The following is a 21,829-nucleotide window of genomic DNA, read 5'->3' as shown; positions in this document are numbered from 1 at the left end:
GCCGCGGCGGAGGGGATCCGACTCGCCCTGGCGGCAGCACGACCCTCGCACTGGGGGCTGAAAGCCCGCGGATTGACTCCCACGGCCCCCATACGCTCGTCGGGTGGGATCACGACGCGCCAAGGTCGGCGTCATCAGCTCGGCCCTCGCGGTCGCCGTGCTCGCTCTCGCTGCTGGAGCGTGGGTAATGGGTGCCGCCCTGCACCACGACTCCGCGGACGCCGCAGCGCACGCGGGCCGCGCGTCCCGCCCGAGACCCTCGCACACCGCGGACGCCGTCGCGGTCTCCCTGAATCCGCCGACCGCGACTCCAACCCCGACGCCGACGTTCGACAAGGCTGCGCAGTCGCAGGATGACCCGTCGAGCATCTGGGTCGTCGTCAACAAGCAGCGCGCGCTCGACCCTGTCGACTACGTTCCGCCGGATCTGGTGCAGCCACCGGTTCCCGACATCAACGGCCAGCCGGTGCGACACGAGGTGTCCGATGCGCTCGTCGCGCTCTTCGCCGCGGCGAAGTCGGAGGCCGGACTCTCGCTCACGCTGCAGAGCGGATACCGCTCGTACTCGACGCAGGTGTCCGTGTACAACGAGGACGTCGCATCCAACGGCGTCGCCTACGCGGACACCGACACCGCCCGCCCCGGCCACAGCGAGCATCAGACAGGGCTTGCCGTGGACATCAGCGCGGCATCCGGACAGTGCTCGCTCGACGCCTGCTTCGGCGACCTGCCGGAAGGCACGTGGCTGGCCGCGAACGCGTGGCGCTTCGGGTTCCTGCTGCGGTATCCGGCGGACAAGGTGCCGGTGACAGGGTTCACGTACGAGCCGTGGCACTTCCGATACGTCGGGGTGCCACTCGCGACGCAGCTGCACGACACCGGCGTCACCACCCTCGAGGAGTACTTCGCCGTGCCGGGCGGGGAGACGTATCCGGGCTGACGCGATCCGGGCGGCTCCGGCCACGCGCGGGGGCTTCGGCGATCCTTGAGATCCTCTGGGCATCCGTGCGCGATCGGAACGCCTGGGCGGATGCACAGCGAGGCCTCTGTACCGTCGAGAGCATGGCGCAGAACACACTCACGAAGCGCGGGCGGTGGCGTGCGGCATCCGCTCTTTCCGTGATCGCGGTGCTCGCGCTCGCCGGATGCTCGGCCGGCCCTGCCCCGCTGCCGGAGCCGATCGCGAAGCAGTACGACTACGCCATGGCGCACTGGAACGACTACAACACCAAGGTCTACGGCGATCTCAACCCGGTGGGCGGCGACTGCGCGAACTTCGTGAGCCAGACGCTGATCGCGCGGGGCTGGAAGATGAACGACCAGTGGTACAACCACGACGCCGCTGCGGACTGGAGCCCGGCCTGGGGCTATGTGCCCGCGATGGACAACTATTTCGCGGCGAACGCGAAGACGCTGGGGCTGACGGAGTATCCGCTGGACAAGCGGTCGAAGATCGCGGTCGGCGACATCGTCGTGTTCTCGTGGGAGGGCACGGATTCGTACGACCACGTGGAGATCGTGAGCAAGGTGATCGACACGACCGTCGACGGCAAGAAGCACGTCGAGATCAAGATGGCCGGCCACAACAAGGACACCAAGTACCGCGACCTGGACTACGTGCTCGACAAGGAGTACAAGCAGGCGAGCGGACACTTCTGGCACGTCGCCCTGCCGCCGACGGCCAGCCCGACGCCTACGAAGTAGCGGGTCAGCGGGCGCCGGCGATGCGCGTCTGACGTCGCGTGACACCACGTGGTGTCATCCGATTTCCTCGATGTTCTTGACGTGACACCATAGTGGTGTCATATTGGTGTCATGGAACTGGGAACGTACGTCGATGAACTGCAGCGACAGCTGGCGGCTGCGGCCGCGGCGGGAACCGACGAGACCCGCGAGACGGCAGGGCGCCTGACCACGGCGCTGGATGCCGCGGCGCGGCTCGTGCTGCTCGAAGCGCTGGGCGCTGCTGCCGCCGAGATCACGGCGGAGCTCACGCCCGGATCCGTCGACGTGCGGCTGCGCGGACGTGAACCCGAGTTCGTCGTCACGCAGGCGCCGCAATGGGATGCGCCCGCCGAGCCAACGGCATCCGCGGCTCCCGTCTCGCCGTCGGCCGTCGACGTGGAGGAGGGTGCCACCACCCGCACCACGCTGCGGCTGCCGGACGAGCTCAAGTCCCGGGTCGAGGCGGCGGCGGCGCACGCCGGTGTCTCCGTGAACACCTGGCTGGTGCGGGCCATCGCGGCCACGCTCGACGGAGGAACGCGTCGCACCGCCGGATTCGAGACGAACGGCAAGCGCGTCACCGGATGGGTGCGGTGAGCGGCGTGCGGTCGGCATCGGACAGCCCGGGCCCCACGGCTTCCATCCAGACACAGACCTCGACGACACAGAGGAGAGACTTCATGAACACCGAGTACGACACACCGCAACCGATTCAGGTGGCACTCGACCTGCTCGTCGTGGTCACCCTGAGGATCACGGCCGCCGACACCACCACGACCACGGTCGCCATCAAGGCGGCGGATCCGACGAAGAAGGACGACGTGCGCGCCCTCGGCGAGGTGAACGTCGAGTACGCCGACGGTGTGCTCGGCCTGCGGATCGCTCGCACGCTGCGCTACTACACATGGTTCAGCGGCAGCCCGCGGATCATCGTCGACATCACCGTGCCCACGGGATCCAGCGTCGATGGCAAGGTGGGCGCGGGCAGCATCAGCACCGAGGGCGAACTCGGCGACTGCTCGTTGCGGACCGGAGCCGGCGAGCTGCGCGTCGACCGGGCGCGCAAGACCACGCTGCACAGCGGTGCGGGGGCCATCCAGGCGGGACGTGTCGCCGGGCCGCTGCGGGTCACGAACGGCGCAGGATCCGTCCGCGTCGGCACGCTCGGCGGCGAGGGCTACGTGAAGAACACCACCGGCAACACGGTGTTCGGCGAGGTCGAGGGACCGCTCACCGTGAAGGCGGTCACCGGTGACGTGCTCATCGAGCAGCTGAACGGATCCGCCGAGATCAAGTGCGCCCACGGCGAAGTGCGGATCGACAGCGTCGGCACCGGCGACGTGAAGATCGACGGCGGGTACGGATCCATCGAGGTCGGCATCCCGGAAGGAACGGCGGCCTGGCTCGACATCGCCTCTCGGCACGGCGAGGTGCGCAATCAGCTGGAGTCGGCATCCGCTCCGGTCGATACGGACCGCAGGGTCGCCGTCACCGCACACGCCGACTACTCCTCGATCACCATCCGGCGACCGCTCGGCTGAGCTGATTCTGCGCCCGTCCCCACCGGGCGCAGACCGCACCGGTACAAACCGCATCCACACGAAAGAGCGCCCACCCGGGCGGTATTCGTCGCGCCCGAAAGGGCGACCGGAACACGAACACCACAACCACGAAAGACCGAAACGAGAAGGAAACCACCATGACAACCACCGCAGTCCAGAGTCCTGCGATCCACGTGCAGGGCCTGGTGAAGTCCTACGGCAAAGTGGACGTGCTCAAGGGCGTCGACCTCGACGTGACCCGCGGCAGCATCTTCGCGCTGCTCGGCTCCAACGGGGCGGGGAAGACCACGGCCATCCGCATCCTGTCCTCGCTGCTGCACGCCGACGGCGGCACGGCAACCGTCAACGGGTTCGACGTCTTCAAGCAGGGCGCGGACGTGCGGCGTTCGATCAGCCTGACGGGGCAGTTCGCGGCCGTGGACGACATCTTGAGCGGACGCGAGAACCTCGTATTGATCGCGCAGCTGCGTCACGTGAAGAACCCTGGAGGCGTCGCGGACGGCCTGCTCGAGCGGTTCTCGCTCACCGACGCGGGCGGACGCAAGGTGTCCACCTACTCGGGAGGCATGCGCCGCCGGCTCGACATCGCGATGAGCCTCATCGGCAACCCGCCGGTGATCTTCCTCGACGAACCCACGACCGGCCTCGACCCCGAGGCGCGCATCGAGGTCTGGGATGCCGTCAAGGAGCTCGCAGACGGCGGCACCACCGTGCTGCTCACCACCCAGTACCTCGACGAGGCAGAACAGCTGGCCGATCGCATCGCCATCCTGCACAAGGGCCGGATCATCGTGAACGGCACCCTGACGGAACTCAAGGCGCTGCTCCCGCCGGCGAAGGTCGAGTACGTCGAGAAGCAGCCCACCCTCGAGGACGTGTTCTTCGCGATCGTCGGCGACAAGGGCGACGAGTCGGCGGGTGCCGACGCCGGCAACGACTCCAGCAATCACTCCACCAAGACCGGTGCGACCGCCGGCGCGAACGAGAAGTAGGCGACGATCATGACCACGACAACGACGACCCACCTGTCCGCGGGGCCGCGGACGTCGAGCGGGGCGAACTTCTTCGGCGACACGGCCGTGCTCACCGGGCGCACGCTCAAACACATCACGCGAAGCCTCGACACCATCATCACGACGGTGATCACGCCGATCGCTCTGATGTTGCTGTTCGTGTACGTGCTGGGCGGGGCGATCAACTCCGGCTCCGACAACTATGTGAACTACCAGCTGCCCGGCATCCTGCTCATCACCGTGGCCTCCGGGATCGCCTACACCGCCTTCCGGCTGTTCCAGGACATGCAGGGCGGCATCTTCGAACGGTTCCAGTCCATGCCGATCGCGCGCTCATCCGTGCTCTGGTCGCACGTGCTGACCTCACTGGTCGCGAACGTGATCTCGCTCGTGGTCGTCTTCGGAGTCGCCTTCCTGATGGGCTTCCGCACCGGCGCGAGCGTGGGGGCGTGGCTCGCGGTGGCCGGCATCCTGATCCTGTTCACGCTCGCGCTCACCTGGGTGGCCGTGATCCCTGGCCTCACCGCGAAGACGGTGGACGGCGCCAGTGCGTTCTCGTACCCGCTGATCTTCCTGCCCTTCATCAGCTCGGCGTTCGTGCCGACCGATTCGATGCCTGGACCGGTGCGCTGGTTCGCCGAGAACCAGCCGGTCACGCCGATCGTGAACACGATCCGTGCCCTGTTCGCCGAGCAACCGGTGGGCAGCGACATCTGGATCGCACTCGCGTGGATGGTGGGGATCCTGGTCGTCGCGTACGTCTTCGCCCAGGTGATCTACCGGAAGAAGATCTCGTAACCGAAGGTCCGCAGGGCTCTGACGAGCTGCATCCGCGAGCGAAGCGAGTCGAAGGGTTGCCTTCGGCTCGCTTCGGCGTTCAAGGGGGTCGCGGGGTCAGGAAGATCCGGATTCCGATCGCATTCCCCCGCCGGCGCTGGACGCGCGGCTCCCGCCCGACCCGGTGCCAGCGATCGAAATCCGGATCTTCCCGACCCCGCTCTGTATGTGCGCGACAACCAGATGGTGGGTGGGGAGCGGACGGCGCCTTGCGCCGGCTGTGCTTTGCGCGGTTGCCGCCGAAACTGCAGCGGCGGGGCGGGGGTGAAACAGGACGGGTCGCGCTGTCTTGCTGGGAACAGGAGGAATTGGCCCGTTTTCGGGCGGATGTCCTGTTGTGGGAACGGGCGGCTATTGGCTTGGTGGCCGTCCGGGGGTTCCGCGGGCGGCGATGATCGGAGTCAGCGGTGGGCGATGATCGTGGTGAGAGCGGTGCGGAGGTGGTCGACGCCGCCGGCGCCGAGGACTCTGTCCAGCCACTGCTCGTAGTCGCTGACGATGGTCACGCCGGTGTTCAGGAGGCGCTCGCCGGACGGCGTCAACCGGTAGAGCTTGGCGCGTCCATCGCTCGGATCCGGCGCAAGGCTCAGGTAGCCGCGCTTCACGAGATGGGCCGCCAGCTCGGCCGAGGCCTGCTTCGTTCGCCCGCCGCACTGCGTGAGGACCGCGAGCCTCGACCCATCCGGTTCCACCAGCGACAGCAGCGAGACGTGCGGGACGCCCACGTCGTCGTACCCGTTGTCGCGGAGCGCCTGCTCCAGGTGCAGCACGAGGGTGCGCTGCGCCTCGCGCATGAGATCTCCGAGCGGTTTATGCCGAGAGGAGAATTTCGTCAGGCCCTTGACCGATTCGGCGGCCGTGGGCAATGTAGTCATGTGCCTGACTATATCGAGCAAGGGTCGCAACTTCAGCGCGAGACGGTACCGGGAGATCAGTCGACATCGGCGTCCGGTCCGGGCATCGCGCCCCAGACCACCGTCGGCCGACCACCGATGCCGGAGGTCGCGGGCGTGCGGCATCGCACGGTCGAGGTGCTCGGGGCGGCCGTGCACGTCGCCGAAGCCGGAGCGGATGACGCACCTCCGGTCATCCTGCTGCACGGGTTTCCGCAGCACTGGTACGCCTGGCGGCACCTCATTCCCGCTCTGGCGGCCGAACGCCGAGTGATCGCGATCGACCTCCCGGGCTTCGGATGGAGCGAACCCTCCCGCATCGGCTACTCCACCGACGCCCGCACTCGCGCGCTCGTCGCGCTGCTTGACGAACTCGGGCTGGCCACCGTCGACGTCGTCGGCCACGACTGGGGCGCGTGGCTCGGCTTCCGGATGGCGATGGACGCACCGGAGCGCGTCGGCCGCTTCGTCTCGATCGGCGAGCTGCACCCGTGGCCGCTGCAGCGCAGGCTCGTGCCCAGCACGTGGCGCATGTGGGTCACGGCGCTCTTCGAGGCACCGGGCATCGGCGTGGCGGTGCAGAAGCGGCGGCGCACGATCGCGTGGTTCCTGCGGCGGGATGCGCGGGATCCGTCCGTGTGGTCGGATGAGCTCGTCGACGCTTATGCCGATGCGACGGCCGTGCCGGAGACATCCGTGGCCGGACAGAAGATGCATGCGGCGTTCATCGCGCACGACATCCCGCGGCTGATCCTGCGCAGAGACCGATCGCGGTCGTTCGCCACCCCGACGCTGCTCGTGGCCGCCGACAACGATCGGTACATCCCCGCCTGGCTGATGAAGCCGCCGCGCTCACGGGAAGGCGTGCTGAGCGTGCGCACGGTCCGTGGTGGGCACTTCGTGCTGGACGAGAATCCGGATGCCGTCGGCCGGGTCGTGCTCGAACACCTTGCGCTTGCGGCGGGCTGAGCTTGTCGAAACCCGTGCTGGGGCGGGCTGGTTTCGACGAACCCGACCAGGGGTTGGGGCGCGCTGGATCGACGAGCTCGAGTACCGGTGGGGTGCGGACTGGTTTCGACATGCTCAACCAGGGGCGACCCGCTGGCGGACGCGTGCTACGCGATGGCCTTGTCGACGATCGACTTGGCCTCCGCCTGCACCTGCTTCAGATGGTCCTCGCCGAGGAACGACTCGGCGTAGATCTTGTAGACGTCTTCCGTGCCGCTCGGACGGGCCGCGAACCACGCGTTCTCGGTGACGACCTTGACGCCGCCGATCGCCGCATCGTTGCCGGGGGCCTTGGACAGCTTGGCGGTGATCTTCTCGCCGGCCAGCTCGTCGTCCGTGATCGCGTCGCCGTCGAGCTTCGACAGCTTGGCCTTCTGCTCCTTGCTGGCCGCGGCATCCACACGCTGATACACCGGGTCGCCGAAGCGCTCGGTCAGGCCGCGGTACAGCTGCGACGGGCTCTTTCCGGTGACTGCCGTGATCTCGCTGGCCAGCAGGGCGAGCAGGATGCCGTCCTTGTCGGTCGTCCACGCCGTGCCGTCCAGTCGCAGGAACGAGGCGCCCGCGCTCTCCTCGCCGCCGAAGCCGACGGATCCGTCGACGAGTCCTGGCACGAACCACTTGAAGCCGACCGGCACTTCCCAGAGACGGCGGCCCAGGGAGTGCGCGACCCTGTCGATCACGGACGACGACACCAGGGTCTTGCCGATGGCGGCATCCGCTCGCCAGTCGGGACGGTGCGCATACAGATAGTCGATCGCGACGGCCAGGTAGTGGTTCGGGTTCATCAGGCCGCCGTCGGGCGTGACGATGCCGTGGCGGTCGGCGTCCGCGTCGTTGCCGGTGAGCACGGCGTAGTCGTCCTTGTGCTTCAGCACGGATGCCATGGCCGACGGGCTCGACGGATCCATGCGGATCTTGCCGTCCCAGTCCAGCGTCATGAAGCCCCACTGCGGATCGATGACGGGGTTCACCACCGTGAGGTCGAGACCGTAGGTCTCGCCGATGAGCGCCCAGTAGTGCGCGCTCGCTCCGCCGAGCGGATCCGCTCCGATGCGGATCCCCGCGCGCTTGATGGCCTCGATGTCGATGATGTTGCGCAGATCGTCCACGTAGTTGGCGCGGAAGTCGTACGTGGCGACGCCGCTCGGCTCCGCACGGTTCACATCGCGCAGACCGTCGGCGAGGATCTCGTTGGCTCGGTTCGCGATCCAGCTCGTGGCGTCCGAATCAGCGGGGCCGCCGTGCGGCGGGTTGTATTTGAAGCCGCCGTCGCGGGGCGGGTTGTGGCTCGGAGTCACGACGATGCCGTCGGCCAGCCCGTGGCCCGACCCGTCGTCCGCGCCGTGCTCCTTGTTGTATTTGATGATCGCGTGGCTCACCGCCGGGGTCGGCGTGTAGTCGTCGTACTCGTCCATCAGCACGTCGACGCCGTTCGCGACCAGCACCTCGAGGGCTGTGGTCTGAGCGGGCATGCTCAGGGCGTGGGTGTCGGCGCCGATGAACAGGGGTCCGGTCGTCCCCTGTCCGCGGCGGTACTCCACGATGGCCTGCGTCGTAGCGGCGATGTGGTCGTCGTTGAACGCCGTGTCGAACGCGCTGCCGCGGTGCCCGGAGGTGCCGAAGACGACGCGCTGCGCCGGCACCGAGACATCCGGATGCAGGTCGTAGTACGCCCTCACCAGGGCTTCGATGTCGGTCAGATCTGCTTCGGTGGCTGGGGTGCCCGCGCGTTCGGCCATGGGGTCAAGTCTCATGCACCGCCGCGGAACATGCGAGTGGCATCGGTGAGCAGGTCGACGATCGCCCAGACCGCGCGCTGTATCCAGGCCGGAAACGGTCGCTTCGTGTTCGAAGCGTCGCTGGGCTGCATGCGTTCAGGGTAGGGGGTGCGTGGGCGGACGGGCCGCGCTGAGCGGGTCGATAGGCTCGTCGCATGTCGGATGCGCCGCTCGAGACCTCGGAAATCTATAGCTTCTTGGGGCCGGCGGGCACGTTCACCGAGGCCGCACTCGCTCAGGTGCCGCAGGCGCAGGGCAAGACGTGGCGCGCGGTGAACAACGTGGGGGAGGCGCTCGACGACGTCGTCACCGGGCGTAGCGTCGCCGCCATGATCGCGATCGAGAACTCGATCGAGGGCGGCGTCTCCGCCACCCAGGACGCGTTGGCCACCATCCCAGGCCTGCGGATCATCGGCGAGTACTTGGTGCCCGTAGGATTTGTGCTCGTCGCCCGCCCCGGCGTCGCGCTCGCCGAGGTGAAGACCGTCACCGCGCATCCGGTCGCGTACGCGCAATGCAAGGCGTGGCTGGGCGAACACCTTCCGGCGCACGACTACATTCCGGCGTCGAGCAACGTCGCCGCGGCGACCTCGCTGCTGGAGACGGATGACACGGGTCGGCCGACCAGCCCCGCGGATGCCGCCATCGCCCCGCCAACGATCGTCGCCCATCACGACGTCGTCGTGCTCGCAGAGGACATCATCGACAATCCGAACGCGGTCACCCGGTTCGCACTCGTGAGCCGCACCACGGGCATCCCGGATCCGACGGGCGCCGACAAGACCAGCCTCATCGTCGAGCTGCCGTCCGACCGCTCGGGAACCCTGGTCGAGATGCTCGAACAGTTCTCGACGCGCGGCGTGAACCTCAGCCTGATCGAGTCCCGTCCGATCGGCGACGAGTTCGGGCGGTACCGATTCATCATCGACGCCGACGGGCATGTCACCGACGAGCGCGTCGCGGACGCCCTCCTCGGCCTTTTCCGCTTCAGCCCCAACATCATCTTCCTGGGATCGTATCCGCGGGCCGATCGGCAGACCGTCGCCTATGACCGCCGATACGCCGACGACGTGTTCATCGAGGCGCGCGACTGGCTGCGCGGCCTGATCGACGGCGAGCCGCAGGGCTGAGGGCGCCTACCCTGGTGCGATGGATGCCCGCTACCGCTTCTCGTCTCGCACCGACGACATCGATCGCGACCGGGTGCATCGCTGGCTGAGCGAGGAGTCGTACTGGGCGGCGGGTCGCGCCCGCTCCACGCAGGACGCCGCGATGGATGCGTCGCGCAACTACGGAGTCTTCGACGACGCGACAGGAGATCAGGTCGCGTACGCCAGGGTCGTGACCGACGGGGTCACGTTCGCGTGGCTGTGCGACGTGTTCGTAGATCCGGCGGTGCGTGGCAACGGCATCGGCGTCGGCCTGATCCAGGGTGTCGTCGCGGACCTCGAACCGCTGAAGCTCAAGCGCATCGCGTTGGCCACTGGCGATGCTCACGGGTTGTATGCCAAGTTCGGATTCGAGCCGCTCGCCGATCCGTCGATGTGGATGAGCCGCACCGGCCGGTGAGCCCCGGTGCAGACGCAGATTGCCCGGATCCCCGACAGTTTGCCAACCTTGAGGCACGTCGAGGAGGACGGATGCCGCACGACAACAACGACGCACCGCGTTTCGATCCGCGTTTCGATCCGGTCTTCCAGCGAGGCTACGCCGCAGACTCCACGGCGTCGCCCTCCACGTCCGCGAAGTCAGGAGACCATCCGGCTGCGGTAGAGGTTGCGGCCCCGGGATGGCGGGAGGTCCGCCCTGTCGCGGCGGTACCTTCGGAAGCCGAGTCCGAGTCCGACGACGTAGCCGAGCTGTGGGGCGCCTGGATCCGCAGCCCGGCGGTGAGCGCGCGACGATGGCTGAACACTCTGTGGTGGATCGGCGCAGTCCTGCTGGCGCTCGGCGTCGCCTGCCTCGCCTACGGCATCTGGGCGGACAACGACACCGCCGGCCAGCAGTACCAGGACTTCTGGATCACGGTGTACTCCGCCATCGCCTGGAACGCGTACGGTCCGACGATGACGATCGGTCTCATCACCCTGGTCGCGACGGGGGTCGTGCAACTGCTGGCTCCCGGGCTGCGGGAGGAGCGATGAGCTCGCTGCGGCGCACGCTGAGGGCGCGGTCGCGGCGTGCCACGATCCTTCTGTGGTCCGTCGCCGCGGTGGCGTTGGCGTTGTCCGCAGCCGTCATCGCTTTCACGACCTCGCAGCAGATGCACTTCTACCAGGCGCAGACGGCCCAGGGTGCGGTCGGTGTGCGTCCTTCGTTCTGGGTGCAGGTCTCCTGGGCCATCCAGGGCCTTCCCGCCGTGTTCCTCATGGTCGGACTGGCGTGCGCGGTGGCACCGTTCTTCCTGTTCGCGATCACGGCTCAACGGCGTGTTGCCGCCGACGAGGATGCGGAGGCCGTGCGCTGACGTCGCCGAGACGTCGAATCCTGCGACGCAGCCTGCACCCGAACCGCGCATCGTGCGGTTTCGCCGGGGGAGCGGGTGCGCGCCGCGACCGGTCGGCAACGGGATGCGGGCGGGTGGTGCCGTACGGGCCTACGCGTCGCGCGGAACGCGGACGACGAGGGCACCGGCATCCGCCCAGAAGTGTGCGCCGGTGACGGTGCCGAATCCGTCGCCGTCGAGTTCGATGGGTTCCGGATTCTCGACCTCGACGTGCAGCGATCCACCCCGCAGGTAGCTCACCGTGCGCTTCCTGTCCGAGGTCGTGAAGCGGATGATCTTGCGGCCGAGCGCCGTGCGCCGCAGCACTCGGTTCTCCCAGGTGACGGTGCGCCAGATGAGCAGCCAGCCGAACACGGTGCGCGGCTGGAGCAGGGCGATGTCGAGCTCGCCGTCGTCGAGGGCGGCCTCCGGCATGAGCTCGATGTTGCCGGGCAGCACCCCGCAGTTGCCGGCCAGGATGCTGTTCACGTGGGCCGCGTGTCGGCTGTGCCCCTGCAACTGGTAGTGGATGGCGAACTTGCGGGAGTTCAGCGACCGCAGCCCGCCGTCCACGTAGGCCAGCCATCCGACCTTCTTCTTCAGCTGCGGGCTCGTGTTCTCGATCATCGCGGCGTCGATGCCGATGCCGGCCATCACGAGGAAGACGTGGTCGCTGGAGGAGCCGTCCTCCCGCGTCAGCTCGGCCACACCGACGTCGATGGACTTGTCGGCGCCGTCGAGCGCGAGCTGCACGCCGGCCCTGACGTCGCCGAGCGGAATCGCCAGGTTGCGTGCGAGCAGATTGCCCGTGCCGAGCGGGACGATGCCGAGCGGCACCCCGGTCTGGCGAAGGCCGGCCGCCACCGCCCGTACCGTGCCGTCGCCTCCGGCGGCGAGAACGAGATCGGCACCCTCCTCGACCGCGCGACGGGACAGCCCCTGCCCCGCGTCGTCGACCGTCGTCTCGAGCCAGACCGGGTCGTCCCATCCGCGATCGGTGGGAGCGGATGCCGCCTTCCGCGCCTGCTTCAGCGCCCCCTGCACAGCGGAGCGCAGCACGAGCCCGTCGGCCTTCGTCGGGTTGTACACGACGGCGAGGCGGCGCGGTCCGGTGCCGTGTCCGATGACGAGGCCATCCCCGGATGGCCCCGCCCCCCGCTCCTCGACCGAGGCCCGCTCTCCGGACGCAACGGACGGCCCGGACGAGGCAGGCTCCGCGGATGCGAGGGAATCGCTCACACGCCCACCGTAATCAGGAGCGCGTCGAATGGCGGGTCGATCTGTGAGGAACCGTCCGTTCCGTTGTTGCCCTACCGCTGGTTGAGCTTGGAGTCTGTCGGCCGGTTCCGGCGCAGCGCGAAGCGGTGTGACGCCGTGCGCGGCGGGGGAGCGGAACCTCTCCGCTGGTGGGACGGTCGGGGCGCATCGGCCCGTTCGGTGACCTGAATAGACTTGAACGGTGATCGATCCCGTACTCCTGCGCGAAAACCCCGACCTCATCAGGCGTTCGCAAGAGGCGAGAGGCGAGTCTCCCGACACGGTGGATGCCGCACTGAGCGCGGACGCGGAGCGTCGCGCGGCGATCACGGACTTCGAGTCGCTGAGGGCCGAGCAGAATGCGTTTGGCAAGCGGGTGGCATCCGCTCCGAAGGAGGAGAAGAAGGAACTCGTCGCACAGGCGCAGCAGCTCGCGGCCCAGGTGAAGGAGGCGCAGGCCGCCGCGACCGGTGCCGAGGAGCGGTTCGACGCCGCCGTTCGTCGCATCGGCAACGTGATCATCGACGGCGTTCCCTCCGGCGGCGAGGATGACTTCGTCACGCTGCGCGAGGTCGGCACCATCCCGGCGTTCGACTTCGAGCCGCTTGACCACCTCGAGCTCGGCGAGAAGCTCGACGCCATCGACATGGCCCGCGGCGCCAAGGTGAGCGGCGCGCGCTTCTACTTCCTGAAGGGCGTCGGCGCCAGGCTCGAGATCGCGCTCATGAGCTACGCGCTCGACAGGGCGCTGCAGAACGGCTTCACGCCGATGATCACGCCCACGCTCGTGAAGCCGGAGATCATGCAGGGCACGGGATTCCTCGGTTCCCACGCCGACGAGGTGTACCACCTGGGCAGCGACGACCTCTTCCTCACGGGCACCAGCGAGGTCGCGCTCGCCGGATACCACTCCGACGAGATCCTCGACCTCGCGAACGGTCCGCTGCGCTACGCCGGATGGTCGACGTGCTACCGGCGCGAGGCGGGCTCGGGCGGCAAGGACACGCGGGGCATCATCCGCGTGCACCAGTTCAACAAGCTCGAGATGTTCGTCTACACGGTGCCGGAGGATGCCGAGAACGAGCACGCCCGTCTGCTCGGCTGGCAGGAGGAGATCCTGCAGTCGCTGGGCCTGGCATATCGAGTGATCGACACGGCAGCGGGCGATCTCGGATCCAGCGCCGCCCGCAAGTACGACGTCGAGGCCTGGGTGCCGACGCAGGGCCGCTACCGCGAGCTGACGTCGACGTCGAACTGCACGACGTTCCAGGCGCGCCGCCTGCAGACCCGGTACCGCACCTCCAGCGGCAAGACGGCGCCGGTTGCCACGCTCAACGGCACGCTCGCCACGACCCGCTGGATCGTCGCGCTGCTCGAGACGCATCAGCGTGCCGACGGATCGGTCGTGGTCCCCGAACCGCTTCGGCCCTACCTCGGCGGCCTTGACGTGCTGACGCCGGTGGCGTCGTGACGACGGGAGACCACGCGACGGATGACGCGGCATCGGGTGACCTCACGACCGAGGCGCCGGCATCCGGTCGCCTGCTGATCGCCCTCGACGTCGACGGCACGCTGCTGCACGAGGACGGCTCCGTCTCCGACGCCGTGAAGGATGCCGTGGGCCGCGCCGCCGACGCCGGTCACGAGGTCACGCTCGCGACGGGTCGCAGCTGGGGAACGGCCCGCGACCAGCTTCCGCTGTTCGGCATCCGCCCGGAGTACGTGGTGTGCTCCAACGGCGCGGTCATCATGCAGCGCGACGAGAGCGCTGACGGCGACGGCTACCGCCGCGCGTATGTCGAGACGTTCGACGCCCGGCCCGTGCTCGAGCTGGTGCGCCCGTTCCTGCCAGAGGGCGGGTACATGGTCGAGAAGGCGGACGGAACGCGGGTGCACACGGAGGGCATGGACTCGTCCGGATGGCAGCTCGGCGAGGCCGGTCCCGTGCCGTTCGAGGAACTGGCGGTCGAGCCGGCCAGTCGTGTCGTGGTGGTCTCGCCGTCGCACGACGCCGAGGAGTTCCTCGGCATCGTCGAGCAGATGGGACTGCACAAGGTGACGTACGCGGTCGGCTGGGCGGCGTGGCTCGACATCGCGCCCGACGGCGTCAGCAAGGGCAGTGCGGTGGCCAGGGTGCGCGACCTGCTGGGAATCCCAGGGGAATCGCTGCTCGTCGTCGGCGACGGCCGCAACGACATCGAGATGTTCGAGTACGCGCGATCCGTCGGCGGCCGTGCCGTCGCGATGGGGCAGGCTCCCGACGAGGTGAAGGCGGCGGCCGGCGAGACGACCGGATCCGTCGACGAGGACGGCCTCGCGGACGTTCTGCTCGGGGCGCTCGCGCCCGTGGTGTGAACTCTGTGAGCGCGCGTGCCGGGGGTGAACCAGCGCGTGCTGCGGGATCCCTCAGGGAGAGGCCTGGCCCCTGTGCGGGGGTGTTTGTTACGCTCGAACGTTGAACGTCCTGGATTCTCCAGCGCCGTTCCAGCCCGAACCGAACGCGATGGCATGCCCGACATGCACCGCGGCATCCGGAGACAATGACTTCTTACCCGACACGACGCGCCGCTCGTGAGGCGTGGGCTGCGCAGCAGAGCGCGCAGGCTGACCGGCGCGCGACGCAACAGGGAGAACGAGGATCGCATCGAGCTGCTCCGAAGAAGTGGCGCTCGCCGGGGCGGGTGACGGCCGCTGCCGCTGCTGCCGTGTTCCTTGCCGGAAGCGCCATGGTGGCGATTCCTGCGAATGCCGCGACCACCCCGAACGGCACCCTCTACGCCGACCAGTTGCTGGGCAACACGCAGTCGCTGCACGTCACCGGCGCCGTCTCCGCCCAGACGGTGGATCAGCCGAAGTACGACTCCGCCGGATTCACGCGTCCTGACGGATCGGCAGCGATCACGGTCGGTGGAACGACGAACGTGGACTGGGCGGCGCTCGTGCTGCAGGACGGCAAGTTCCCCGTCACGCCGAACAACCTCACCGTCATGCTGCAGTGGATGGACTCGGAGAACGCTCCGCAGAGCTGGTGGAATCGCAACAACCCGCTGAACAACGGTCTCGGGTCGGGCGGCGGCGCCGGGTTCGGCAGCTACGACAACCTCACGATCGCCGCCAGCTACGTCGCCCAGCAGCTGCGCAGGGACATCTTCTCCGGCATCGCGCAGGCGTTCGACTCGAACGCTCCCGTCGCCACGAGCGTGCAGGCGATCATCGCCTCCCCGTGGGCCGGCGGGCACTACAACAACGGCGCCATCTGGCACTCGGTGGACGTGCCGATCATTTCGGCTCCGAGCTCCGACTGGTAGGTCGCATCCGACGTTGGGCCGACTGGTCCGGCAGCCGTCCGGCCTCGCGAGACGGTGTGTCGAAAACCGGAGATGTCGCCAAAAACCGGAGGAATCCTGCGGTATCGGGCGCGAGAGCGCGATCCCTCCGGTTCTCGCGCACGCCCCCGGCGGAGAGGGCGGTACAGCGCACGGGCGGGCTACGCGACGGCCCGGGGCCGATCGCCGTCGTTCTGCAGCGCCCACTCCGCGAGCTCGTCGATGATGGGCTGCAAGCGGATGCCACTGGGCGTCAGCTCGTAGGTGATGAGGGGCGGGCGGGCATCCGTTTCCGTGCGTGCCACGACGCCGCGCTCGACCAGCTCCGACAGGCGATCCGTGAGCACCGAATCCGTGATGGATCCCACCGCGCGCCGCAGCTCGGAGAACTTCAACGGACGCTCGCGGAGCACCCTGAGGATCACGCCGTTCCAACGCTTGCCGAGCAGCTCGAAAGCGCGGACGACTCCCTCGTCGCACGACGAGTGCAACTGCTCGGGCGCGCGCTGCTCGGTGGTGGGCCGCTCGGGCGCGCGCTCTGCGGTGGGGGTCATGACCACGATTCTAGCTCGGGCGCTCGTATAAAACGAGTGCTAGGATTCCAGAAGCGCTAGTTTTCCGCTAGTGCCGGAGTGGGGATACGACCTCCGCACCGGCCGAGGTGCGGCGCGACGAGGGCGCACCGTCGCGACGAGAGCGCACCGTCGCGACGAGAGCGCATCCGAGGGAGAGCACCATGGATTACGGCCATCCGATCCGGTTCGGCACGTTCGTCACGCCCGTCAACGGCAGCCCGCAGCAGCCCGTGAAGCTCGCGCAGCTGAGCGAAGAGCTGGGATTCGACCTGGTGACGTTCCAGGATCATCCGTATCAGGCCGCGTTCCTCGACACGTGGACGCTGCTCTCGTACGTGGCCGCGGCGACCACACGCATCCATCTCGCGCCGAATGTGCTCAACCTGCCGTTGCGGCCGGCACCGGTGCTGGCGCGAGCCGCGGCATCCCTCGATCTGCTGTCCGGCGGACGCTTCGACCTCGGGCTGGGCGCCGGTGGATTCTGGGATCCGATCGCGGCGATGGGCGGTCGGCGCCTCACGCCAGGGCAGGCCGTCGACCAGTTGGACGAGGCGATCGACGTCATCCGCGGCACCTGGGATGCCGGCAACCGCGAGTACTTCCGCGGCGGTGAGTACTACCCCGTGAACGGCGCGCGGCGAGGGCCGGTGCCGGCGCACGACATCCCGATCTGGATCGGCGCCCTCAAGCCGCGCATGCTTCGCCTCACCGGGCGCAAGGCCGACGGCTGGCTGCCGTCGTTGGGATACCTGGGGCCAGGCGATCTCCAAGCGGGCAACGCCCGGATCGACGACGCCGCGGCGGATGCCGGCCGCCACCCGGACGAGGTGCGCCGCATGCTGAACATCGGCGGCGACGTGTCCGTCGAGCAACTCGTCGGGTTCGCACTCGAGGACGGCGTGAGCACGTTCATCCTCGCCGGCGACGATCCGAGGGGCATGCAGCACTTCGCGGAGGACGTGATCCCTGCCGTGCGTGAGACCGTTGCGGCGGAGCGTGCACGTCGCGGCACGGCCACCGGGACGGGCCGCAGTTCGGCGTCGCTGAGGGCGCGACGGGCGGGCATCGCGTACGACGAGATCCCCGAGTCGCTGCGTGCGACCGCCGTCGAGCCCGGCGACTTCGGCTACGGAAGCGTCAAGTCGACGTACGCCCGCGCCGGCAAGCCAGGGCTCGTGCTTCGCCCCGGCACGGTCGACGAGGTCGCGGATGCCGTGCGCTTCGCCCGCCGTCACCCCGATCTCCCGCTCGGCATCCGCAGCGGCGGCCACGGTCTGAGCGGCCGCAGCACGAATGACGGCGGCATCGTCATCGACCTGAAGGCGTTGAACGAGGTCGAGGTGCTCGAAGAGGCGACCCGACGCGTGCGGATCGGACCCGGTGCTCGCTGGACCGAGGTCGCGCAGGCGCTGGAGCCTCACGGCTGGGCGCTGTCCAGTGGCGACGCCGGCGGCGTCGGCGTCGGCGGGCTCGCGACGGCGGGCGGCATCGGATTCCTGTCCCGCGAACACGGCCTCACGATCGACCACGTCGTAGCAGCGGAGGTGGTGCTCGCGGACGGATCGGTGGTGCGGGCATCCGCGTCCGAGAATCCGGATCTGTTCTGGGCCGTGCGCGGCGCTGGGGCGAACGTCGGCATCGTGACGTCGTTCGAGTTCGAGGCGGATGCGGTGGGCGACGTGGGATGGGCGCAGCTCGCGTTCGACGCATCCGACACGGCCGCGTTCCTTCAACGGTTCGGTGACGCGATGGAGGCGGCACCGCCGGATACGACGCTGTTCCTGATCCTCGCGCGACAGGGCGGCGACGTGATCGGACAGCTGTACGGCGTGGTGGACTCGAGCGATCCGGACACGATCATCGAGCGGCTGCAGCCGTTCGCCGCGATCGGCCCGCTGATCGGCCAGCAGGTGCAGCTCGCGCCGTACGCGGCGGTCGTGGCCAACGCCTCGGATGCCCCGCACGATGGCCAGGGCGAGCCGCACTTCCGCTCGGGGCTCGTCGAGCACCTCGACGCCGAGGTCGCAGCTGCCGGCGCGGCCTTGGTGCAGTCGGGGTCGTCGCCGTGGTTCCAGATCCGTTCGGTCGGTGGTGCCGTCGCCGATGTGCCCGCGGATGCCACGGCCTACGCCCACAGGTCGGCCAACTTCTCGATCACCGCGATCGGCCGCAGCAGCCGGTTCGACGAGGGATGGGACCGGCTCGCCGAGCACTTCGACGGCCTCTACCTCAGCTTCGAGTCTCGTGAGGGTGCGGAGATCGTCGCGGATGCCTTCCCGCCTGCGACCCTCGCACGGCTGCGCGACATCAAGCGTCGCGTCGACCCGACCGCGCTCTTCCGGGACAACTTCAGCGTCGCGCTCGACGCGGATCCCGACGCAGCCGACGAACTCGCCGGCTGATCGCCATCGTGCCCCCGAGGGTGCCTGTTTCTCTTCCCGATAGTGCCCGTTTCTCCGCCCGATAGTGCCTGTTTCTCCGCCCGAGCGTGTCCGTTTCTCTTCCCGATAGTGCCTGTTTCTCCGCCCGAGCGTGTCCGTTTCTCCGCCCGCACTCTCGGCGGGAGAAACGCGCACTTTCGAGAAGAGGGACACGCACTTTCGGCAGGAGAAAGACGCACCTTCGGCAGGAGAAACACGCACTTTCGGGAAGGGAAACACGCACCTTCGGGAGGAGAAAGACGCACTTTCAGGAGGAAAGACGCGCACCTTCGGCGGGCGAGAAGGCGTGCCGGGTCGGCGCATCCACGGGCACGACGAGGCCGCGGTCGGCGTCCACGATCACGCGCTGTCCGTCGGTGAGCACGTGGGTTCCGTTGCCTGTGCCCATGACGGCTGGGATGCCGACCTCCCGCGCCACGATCGCAGCGTGAGACGCCGCACCTCCCGAGTCGACAACCACGGCGGCTGCCAGTGAGAACAGCGGCGTCCAGGTCGGATTCGTGAACGGACACACCAGGATCTCGCCGACCTGCAGGTTCGAGAACTCCGACTCGTCGTGGATCACGCGCACGCGTCCCACGACGCGGCCGCGGCTGGCCGGCATCCCGGATACGCGACCGTCGCTGCGTCCGGATTCGAACAGTTCGGCGGGAACCACCGTGTAGTGGTCGAGGGCCGCAGCGCGCGCGGTCTTGCGGTGCGCGATCAGCTCGGACAGCATCCGAACCGACGCGGCGGACCCGGACGCAGCCGCCGTCTGCTCGCCGCCGGCAAGAGGGTCCTGATCCCGAGCCGCGAGTTCCGCGCGCTCTGAGACGACGAGCGCCACCTCGTCCGCCTCCAGGTAGGCGATGTCGTCGGGGTCGGACAGGATCCCACGGGCGACGAGCCGGTGCCCCAGCTCGAGCAGGATCCGCCTGGTCACCGCAAGGCTGATCTCCAGCACGTACTGACTGTCGTCGCGGAAGCCGGCGCCGGCGCGCGCGGTGGTGAGCCGGCGGGTGATCAGGGGGCGGAGCATCCGTGCGCGGAATCCGGTGAGTGACTCGAGCTCGGACCGTGCCCGTTCGTACCGGCTGCCGGGTGCAGCCGTCGGTGCGTCATCCCGACGCACGAGACCGGCGATGAGACCGTGCACGACCTGGGGCATGTCGCGGAGCGGAGGCAGCCCGACGGTGAAGATCGACAGCGAGCGGTAGCCGAACGTCTGCAGGTGCGCCGCGACCTCGGCGAGGATCGTTCGGCCGGCCGCGGACTCGCCGAGACGCTCGGCGACGTGCTCCGGATCCACGTCGAGATACACCGCTCGCACGTCGGGGGAGCGGCGCACAAGGGCGGCGATGCGCTCCAGGTCCGCGTTCTCGTCGGTCAGCACGCACGGCACCTCGGACATCAGCGCCGCATGCAGATACCCCGCCCGGTCGCCACCCACCGCGCCGCGGACCAGAAGCGACAGGATGCCTTCAGCAGCCATCCCCCCGGTCAGCGCACCGAACCGGGACGGCATGATCGTGCCGACAGCATGGATCAGTTCCTGTGCCGCTGCGAGCAGCTGGACCTCGTTCAGCGCGGAGAGGTCCTGGCTGTCGCGAAGCCGCGCAAGGGGGAGGAGGGTGTCTTCGGACCGGGCGCGCCAGACATGCGTCCGGGTGCGCATCAAGCGCACGAGCGCCGGGGTGACTGCCGGCACACGCCACACGGCCCGCCACGTCGGGCGCACGCGCGGCGGCCGGATCTGCACCACGCCCGCGTCGATCTCGACGAGCACGTCCGCGACCGGCGGGGCGGAGAAGCCTGCCGAGCGGATGCCGCCCAGCAGCGCGCCGAACACCGGACGGAAGATCAGCGACACGTCCATCGGGAACGGCGGGTACGGCATGTGGTCGGCCGTGACGGCGAACATGCCGAGTCGGTTGGTGCCGCCCGCGGACTCGCGGGTCGAGCGAGACTCTCGACGCCGTGGTGTGCGGCCTCCCGGGCCGCCACTCCCCGATCCGCGGCGACCCGCACCGCGACCGTGCCGAGCGGATGCCTGTGCCTCCTCCGACTCATCGGGCAGCGCCGTCAACGGGCGGGCCTGCACCAGGGCGCAGTGCCCGTCGGCGTACGTCCACTCGATGTCCTGCGGCGATCCGAACCGGCGCTCCACCTCGCGACCGAGCGCGGCCAGCTCACGGATCACGGATCGCGGCAGCCGGGATCCGTCGGAGGAGCCCGCCGTGCGGCGCTCGTCGCCCGCCGCTCGTCCGCTCGCCTTGTCCACCTCGACGTGCTCCCCGGTCACCTCGCCGGACACCAGAGCCTCGCCGACGCCCACCACGGCCTCGAGAATCATGCGGTCGCGGCGTCCGCTGATCGGATCGACGGTGAACAGCACGCCTGCCCACTCCGCGTGCACCATCCGCTGCACGACGACGGCGAGGGCGAGCGACGACTCGTCCCATCCGATCCGCTGCCGGTACGCGACGGCGCGTGGCGTCCACAGCGATGCCCAGCAGTCGAGCACGGCCCGGAGCACCGCGTCGGATCCTTCGACGTCGAGGTACGTGTCGTGCTGACCGGCGAACGAGACATCGTCGAGGTCCTCGGCCGTGCCGGACGAGCGGACCGCGACCGCCGGGGATCCGAGCCGGGCGTACGCATCCAGGATCTGCTCCGTGAGGTCGGACGGCAGGCGCAGGGCCGGGATCGCGGCACGCAGTCGCTCGGGAGCGGCATCCGTCAGTCCGGCTGACTCGATGACATCGCAGTAGGCGTCGGTGGTGATGACGAAGCCATCCGGCACCGGGAAGTCTGCGGCCGTCAGGGCGTGCAGGTTCGCGCCCTTGCCGCCGACGATGGCGGGATCGGATGCCGCCCCGGAGTCCTCGCCGAGCCACGTCGTGTATGCCGCCATCGGATGCTCCTCACCGCGTCTCGACGATCC

General features: G+C 68.9%; 20 protein-coding genes. 15 read left to right on the top strand and 5 right to left on the bottom strand.

Annotated features, from left to right (window positions below):
- The first annotated feature begins 103 nt into the window (after positions 1–103).
- The 6 genes from ACX9R5_RS01755 to ACX9R5_RS01730 all read left to right on the top strand — a co-directional run bounded on the left by ACX9R5_RS01755 (position 104) and on the right by ACX9R5_RS01730 (position 5,098).
- Complete coding sequence (locus ACX9R5_RS01755; protein ID WP_459407292.1) at positions 104–940, top strand: M15 family metallopeptidase; 837 nt, start codon at positions 104–106, stop codon at positions 938–940.
- Between the two features lie 122 nt (positions 941–1,062).
- Entirely contained in the window at positions 1,063–1,704 is a 642-nt protein-coding gene (locus ACX9R5_RS01750; RefSeq protein ID WP_459407291.1) for an amidase domain-containing protein, read from the top strand.
- A gap of 111 nt (positions 1,705–1,815) precedes the next feature.
- Positions 1,816–2,322, top strand: a complete 507-nt coding sequence (locus tag ACX9R5_RS01745) for a toxin-antitoxin system HicB family antitoxin (RefSeq protein ID WP_459407290.1) — start codon at positions 1,816–1,818, stop codon at positions 2,320–2,322.
- A gap of 83 nt (positions 2,323–2,405) precedes the next feature.
- Positions 2,406–3,266 (top strand): DUF4097 family beta strand repeat-containing protein, encoded by an 861-nt coding sequence (locus ACX9R5_RS01740; protein ID WP_459407289.1) that lies wholly within the window; start codon positions 2,406–2,408, stop codon positions 3,264–3,266.
- Between the two features lie 158 nt (positions 3,267–3,424).
- The gene (locus ACX9R5_RS01735) at positions 3,425–4,279 is read left to right on the top strand and encodes an ABC transporter ATP-binding protein (protein WP_459407288.1); all 855 of its coding nucleotides are present in this window, start codon (positions 3,425–3,427) and stop codon (positions 4,277–4,279) included.
- A gap of 9 nt (positions 4,280–4,288) precedes the next feature.
- Positions 4,289–5,098: an ABC transporter permease gene (locus tag ACX9R5_RS01730; protein ID WP_459407287.1), complete on the top strand. Its 810-nt coding sequence runs from the start codon at positions 4,289–4,291 to the stop codon at positions 5,096–5,098.
- A gap of 440 nt (positions 5,099–5,538) precedes the next feature.
- Here the strand turns inward: ACX9R5_RS01730 and ACX9R5_RS01725 are convergent, their stop codons facing one another.
- Entirely contained in the window at positions 5,539–6,012 is a 474-nt protein-coding gene (locus ACX9R5_RS01725; RefSeq protein ID WP_459407286.1) for a MarR family winged helix-turn-helix transcriptional regulator, read from the bottom strand.
- On the opposite strand from ACX9R5_RS01725, the gene ACX9R5_RS01720 reads away from it, so the two are divergent.
- Positions 6,013–6,999 carry an alpha/beta fold hydrolase gene (locus ACX9R5_RS01720; protein WP_459407285.1) on the top strand — a complete coding sequence of 329 codons (987 nt, stop codon included), beginning with the start codon at positions 6,013–6,015 and terminating at the stop codon, positions 6,997–6,999.
- 146 nt (positions 7,000–7,145) lie between these two features.
- Here ACX9R5_RS01720 and pgm read toward each other — a convergent pair whose 3' ends face one another.
- Positions 7,146–8,780, bottom strand: coding sequence for a phosphoglucomutase (alpha-D-glucose-1,6-bisphosphate-dependent) (gene pgm / locus ACX9R5_RS01715; protein ID WP_459407284.1), 1,635 nt, complete (start codon positions 8,778–8,780; stop codon positions 7,146–7,148).
- Positions 8,781–8,974: 194 nt separating this feature from the next.
- Between pgm and pheA the strand changes: the two genes are divergently transcribed.
- The 4 genes from pheA (at position 8,975) to ACX9R5_RS01695 (ending at position 11,286) form a co-directional block, all read left to right on the top strand.
- Entirely contained in the window at positions 8,975–9,949 is a 975-nt protein-coding gene (gene pheA / locus ACX9R5_RS01710; protein WP_459407283.1) for a prephenate dehydratase, read from the top strand.
- Between the two features lie 19 nt (positions 9,950–9,968).
- Positions 9,969–10,388 carry a GNAT family N-acetyltransferase gene (locus ACX9R5_RS01705; RefSeq protein WP_459407282.1) on the top strand — a complete coding sequence of 140 codons (420 nt, stop codon included), beginning with the start codon at positions 9,969–9,971 and terminating at the stop codon, positions 10,386–10,388.
- A 71-nt stretch (positions 10,389–10,459) separates the two neighbouring features.
- Positions 10,460–10,963 carry a hypothetical protein gene (locus tag ACX9R5_RS01700; protein ID WP_459407281.1) on the top strand — a complete coding sequence of 168 codons (504 nt, stop codon included), beginning with the start codon at positions 10,460–10,462 and terminating at the stop codon, positions 10,961–10,963.
- Positions 10,960–11,286 carry a hypothetical protein gene (locus tag ACX9R5_RS01695; RefSeq protein WP_459407280.1) on the top strand — a complete coding sequence of 109 codons (327 nt, stop codon included), beginning with the start codon at positions 10,960–10,962 and terminating at the stop codon, positions 11,284–11,286. The genes ACX9R5_RS01700 and ACX9R5_RS01695 overlap by 4 nt, the downstream gene beginning before the upstream one ends.
- Before the next feature lie 129 nt (positions 11,287–11,415).
- On the opposite strand, the gene ACX9R5_RS01690 is transcribed toward ACX9R5_RS01695, so the two are convergent.
- A complete protein-coding gene (locus ACX9R5_RS01690; RefSeq protein WP_459407279.1) occupies positions 11,416–12,543 on the bottom strand; it encodes a diacylglycerol/lipid kinase family protein in 1,128 nt (375 codons plus the stop codon).
- A gap of 220 nt (positions 12,544–12,763) precedes the next feature.
- On the opposite strand from ACX9R5_RS01690, the gene serS reads away from it, so the two are divergent.
- From serS to ACX9R5_RS01675, 3 genes are all read left to right on the top strand, one after another.
- Positions 12,764–14,032, top strand: a complete 1,269-nt coding sequence (gene serS, locus ACX9R5_RS01685) for a serine--tRNA ligase (RefSeq protein ID WP_459407278.1) — start codon at positions 12,764–12,766, stop codon at positions 14,030–14,032.
- Positions 14,029–14,916, top strand: coding sequence for an HAD family hydrolase (locus ACX9R5_RS01680; RefSeq protein WP_459407277.1), 888 nt, complete (start codon positions 14,029–14,031; stop codon positions 14,914–14,916). The genes serS and ACX9R5_RS01680 overlap by 4 nt, the downstream gene beginning before the upstream one ends.
- A gap of 326 nt (positions 14,917–15,242) precedes the next feature.
- Positions 15,243–15,869, top strand: a complete 627-nt coding sequence (locus tag ACX9R5_RS01675; RefSeq protein ID WP_459407276.1) for a hypothetical protein — start codon at positions 15,243–15,245, stop codon at positions 15,867–15,869.
- 179 nt (positions 15,870–16,048) lie between these two features.
- On the opposite strand, the gene ACX9R5_RS01670 is transcribed toward ACX9R5_RS01675, so the two are convergent.
- Positions 16,049–16,441, bottom strand: a complete 393-nt coding sequence (locus tag ACX9R5_RS01670) for a winged helix-turn-helix transcriptional regulator (protein ID WP_459407275.1) — start codon at positions 16,439–16,441, stop codon at positions 16,049–16,051.
- A gap of 182 nt (positions 16,442–16,623) precedes the next feature.
- Here ACX9R5_RS01670 and ACX9R5_RS01665 point away from each other — a divergent pair, with 182 nt between their 5' ends.
- A complete protein-coding gene (locus ACX9R5_RS01665) occupies positions 16,624–18,864 on the top strand; it encodes an LLM class flavin-dependent oxidoreductase (RefSeq protein WP_459407274.1) in 2,241 nt (746 codons plus the stop codon).
- Between the two features lie 286 nt (positions 18,865–19,150).
- Here the strand turns inward: ACX9R5_RS01665 and ACX9R5_RS01660 are convergent, their stop codons facing one another.
- Positions 19,151–21,799 (bottom strand): PEP/pyruvate-binding domain-containing protein, encoded by a 2,649-nt coding sequence (locus ACX9R5_RS01660; RefSeq protein WP_459407273.1) that lies wholly within the window; start codon positions 21,797–21,799, stop codon positions 19,151–19,153.
- Between the last annotated feature and the right edge of the window lie 30 nt (positions 21,800–21,829).

The sequence above is a fragment of the Rathayibacter sp. CAU 1779 genome, from assembly GCF_054551755.1.
This window is presented reverse-complemented; position numbering and strand designations above follow the sequence as displayed.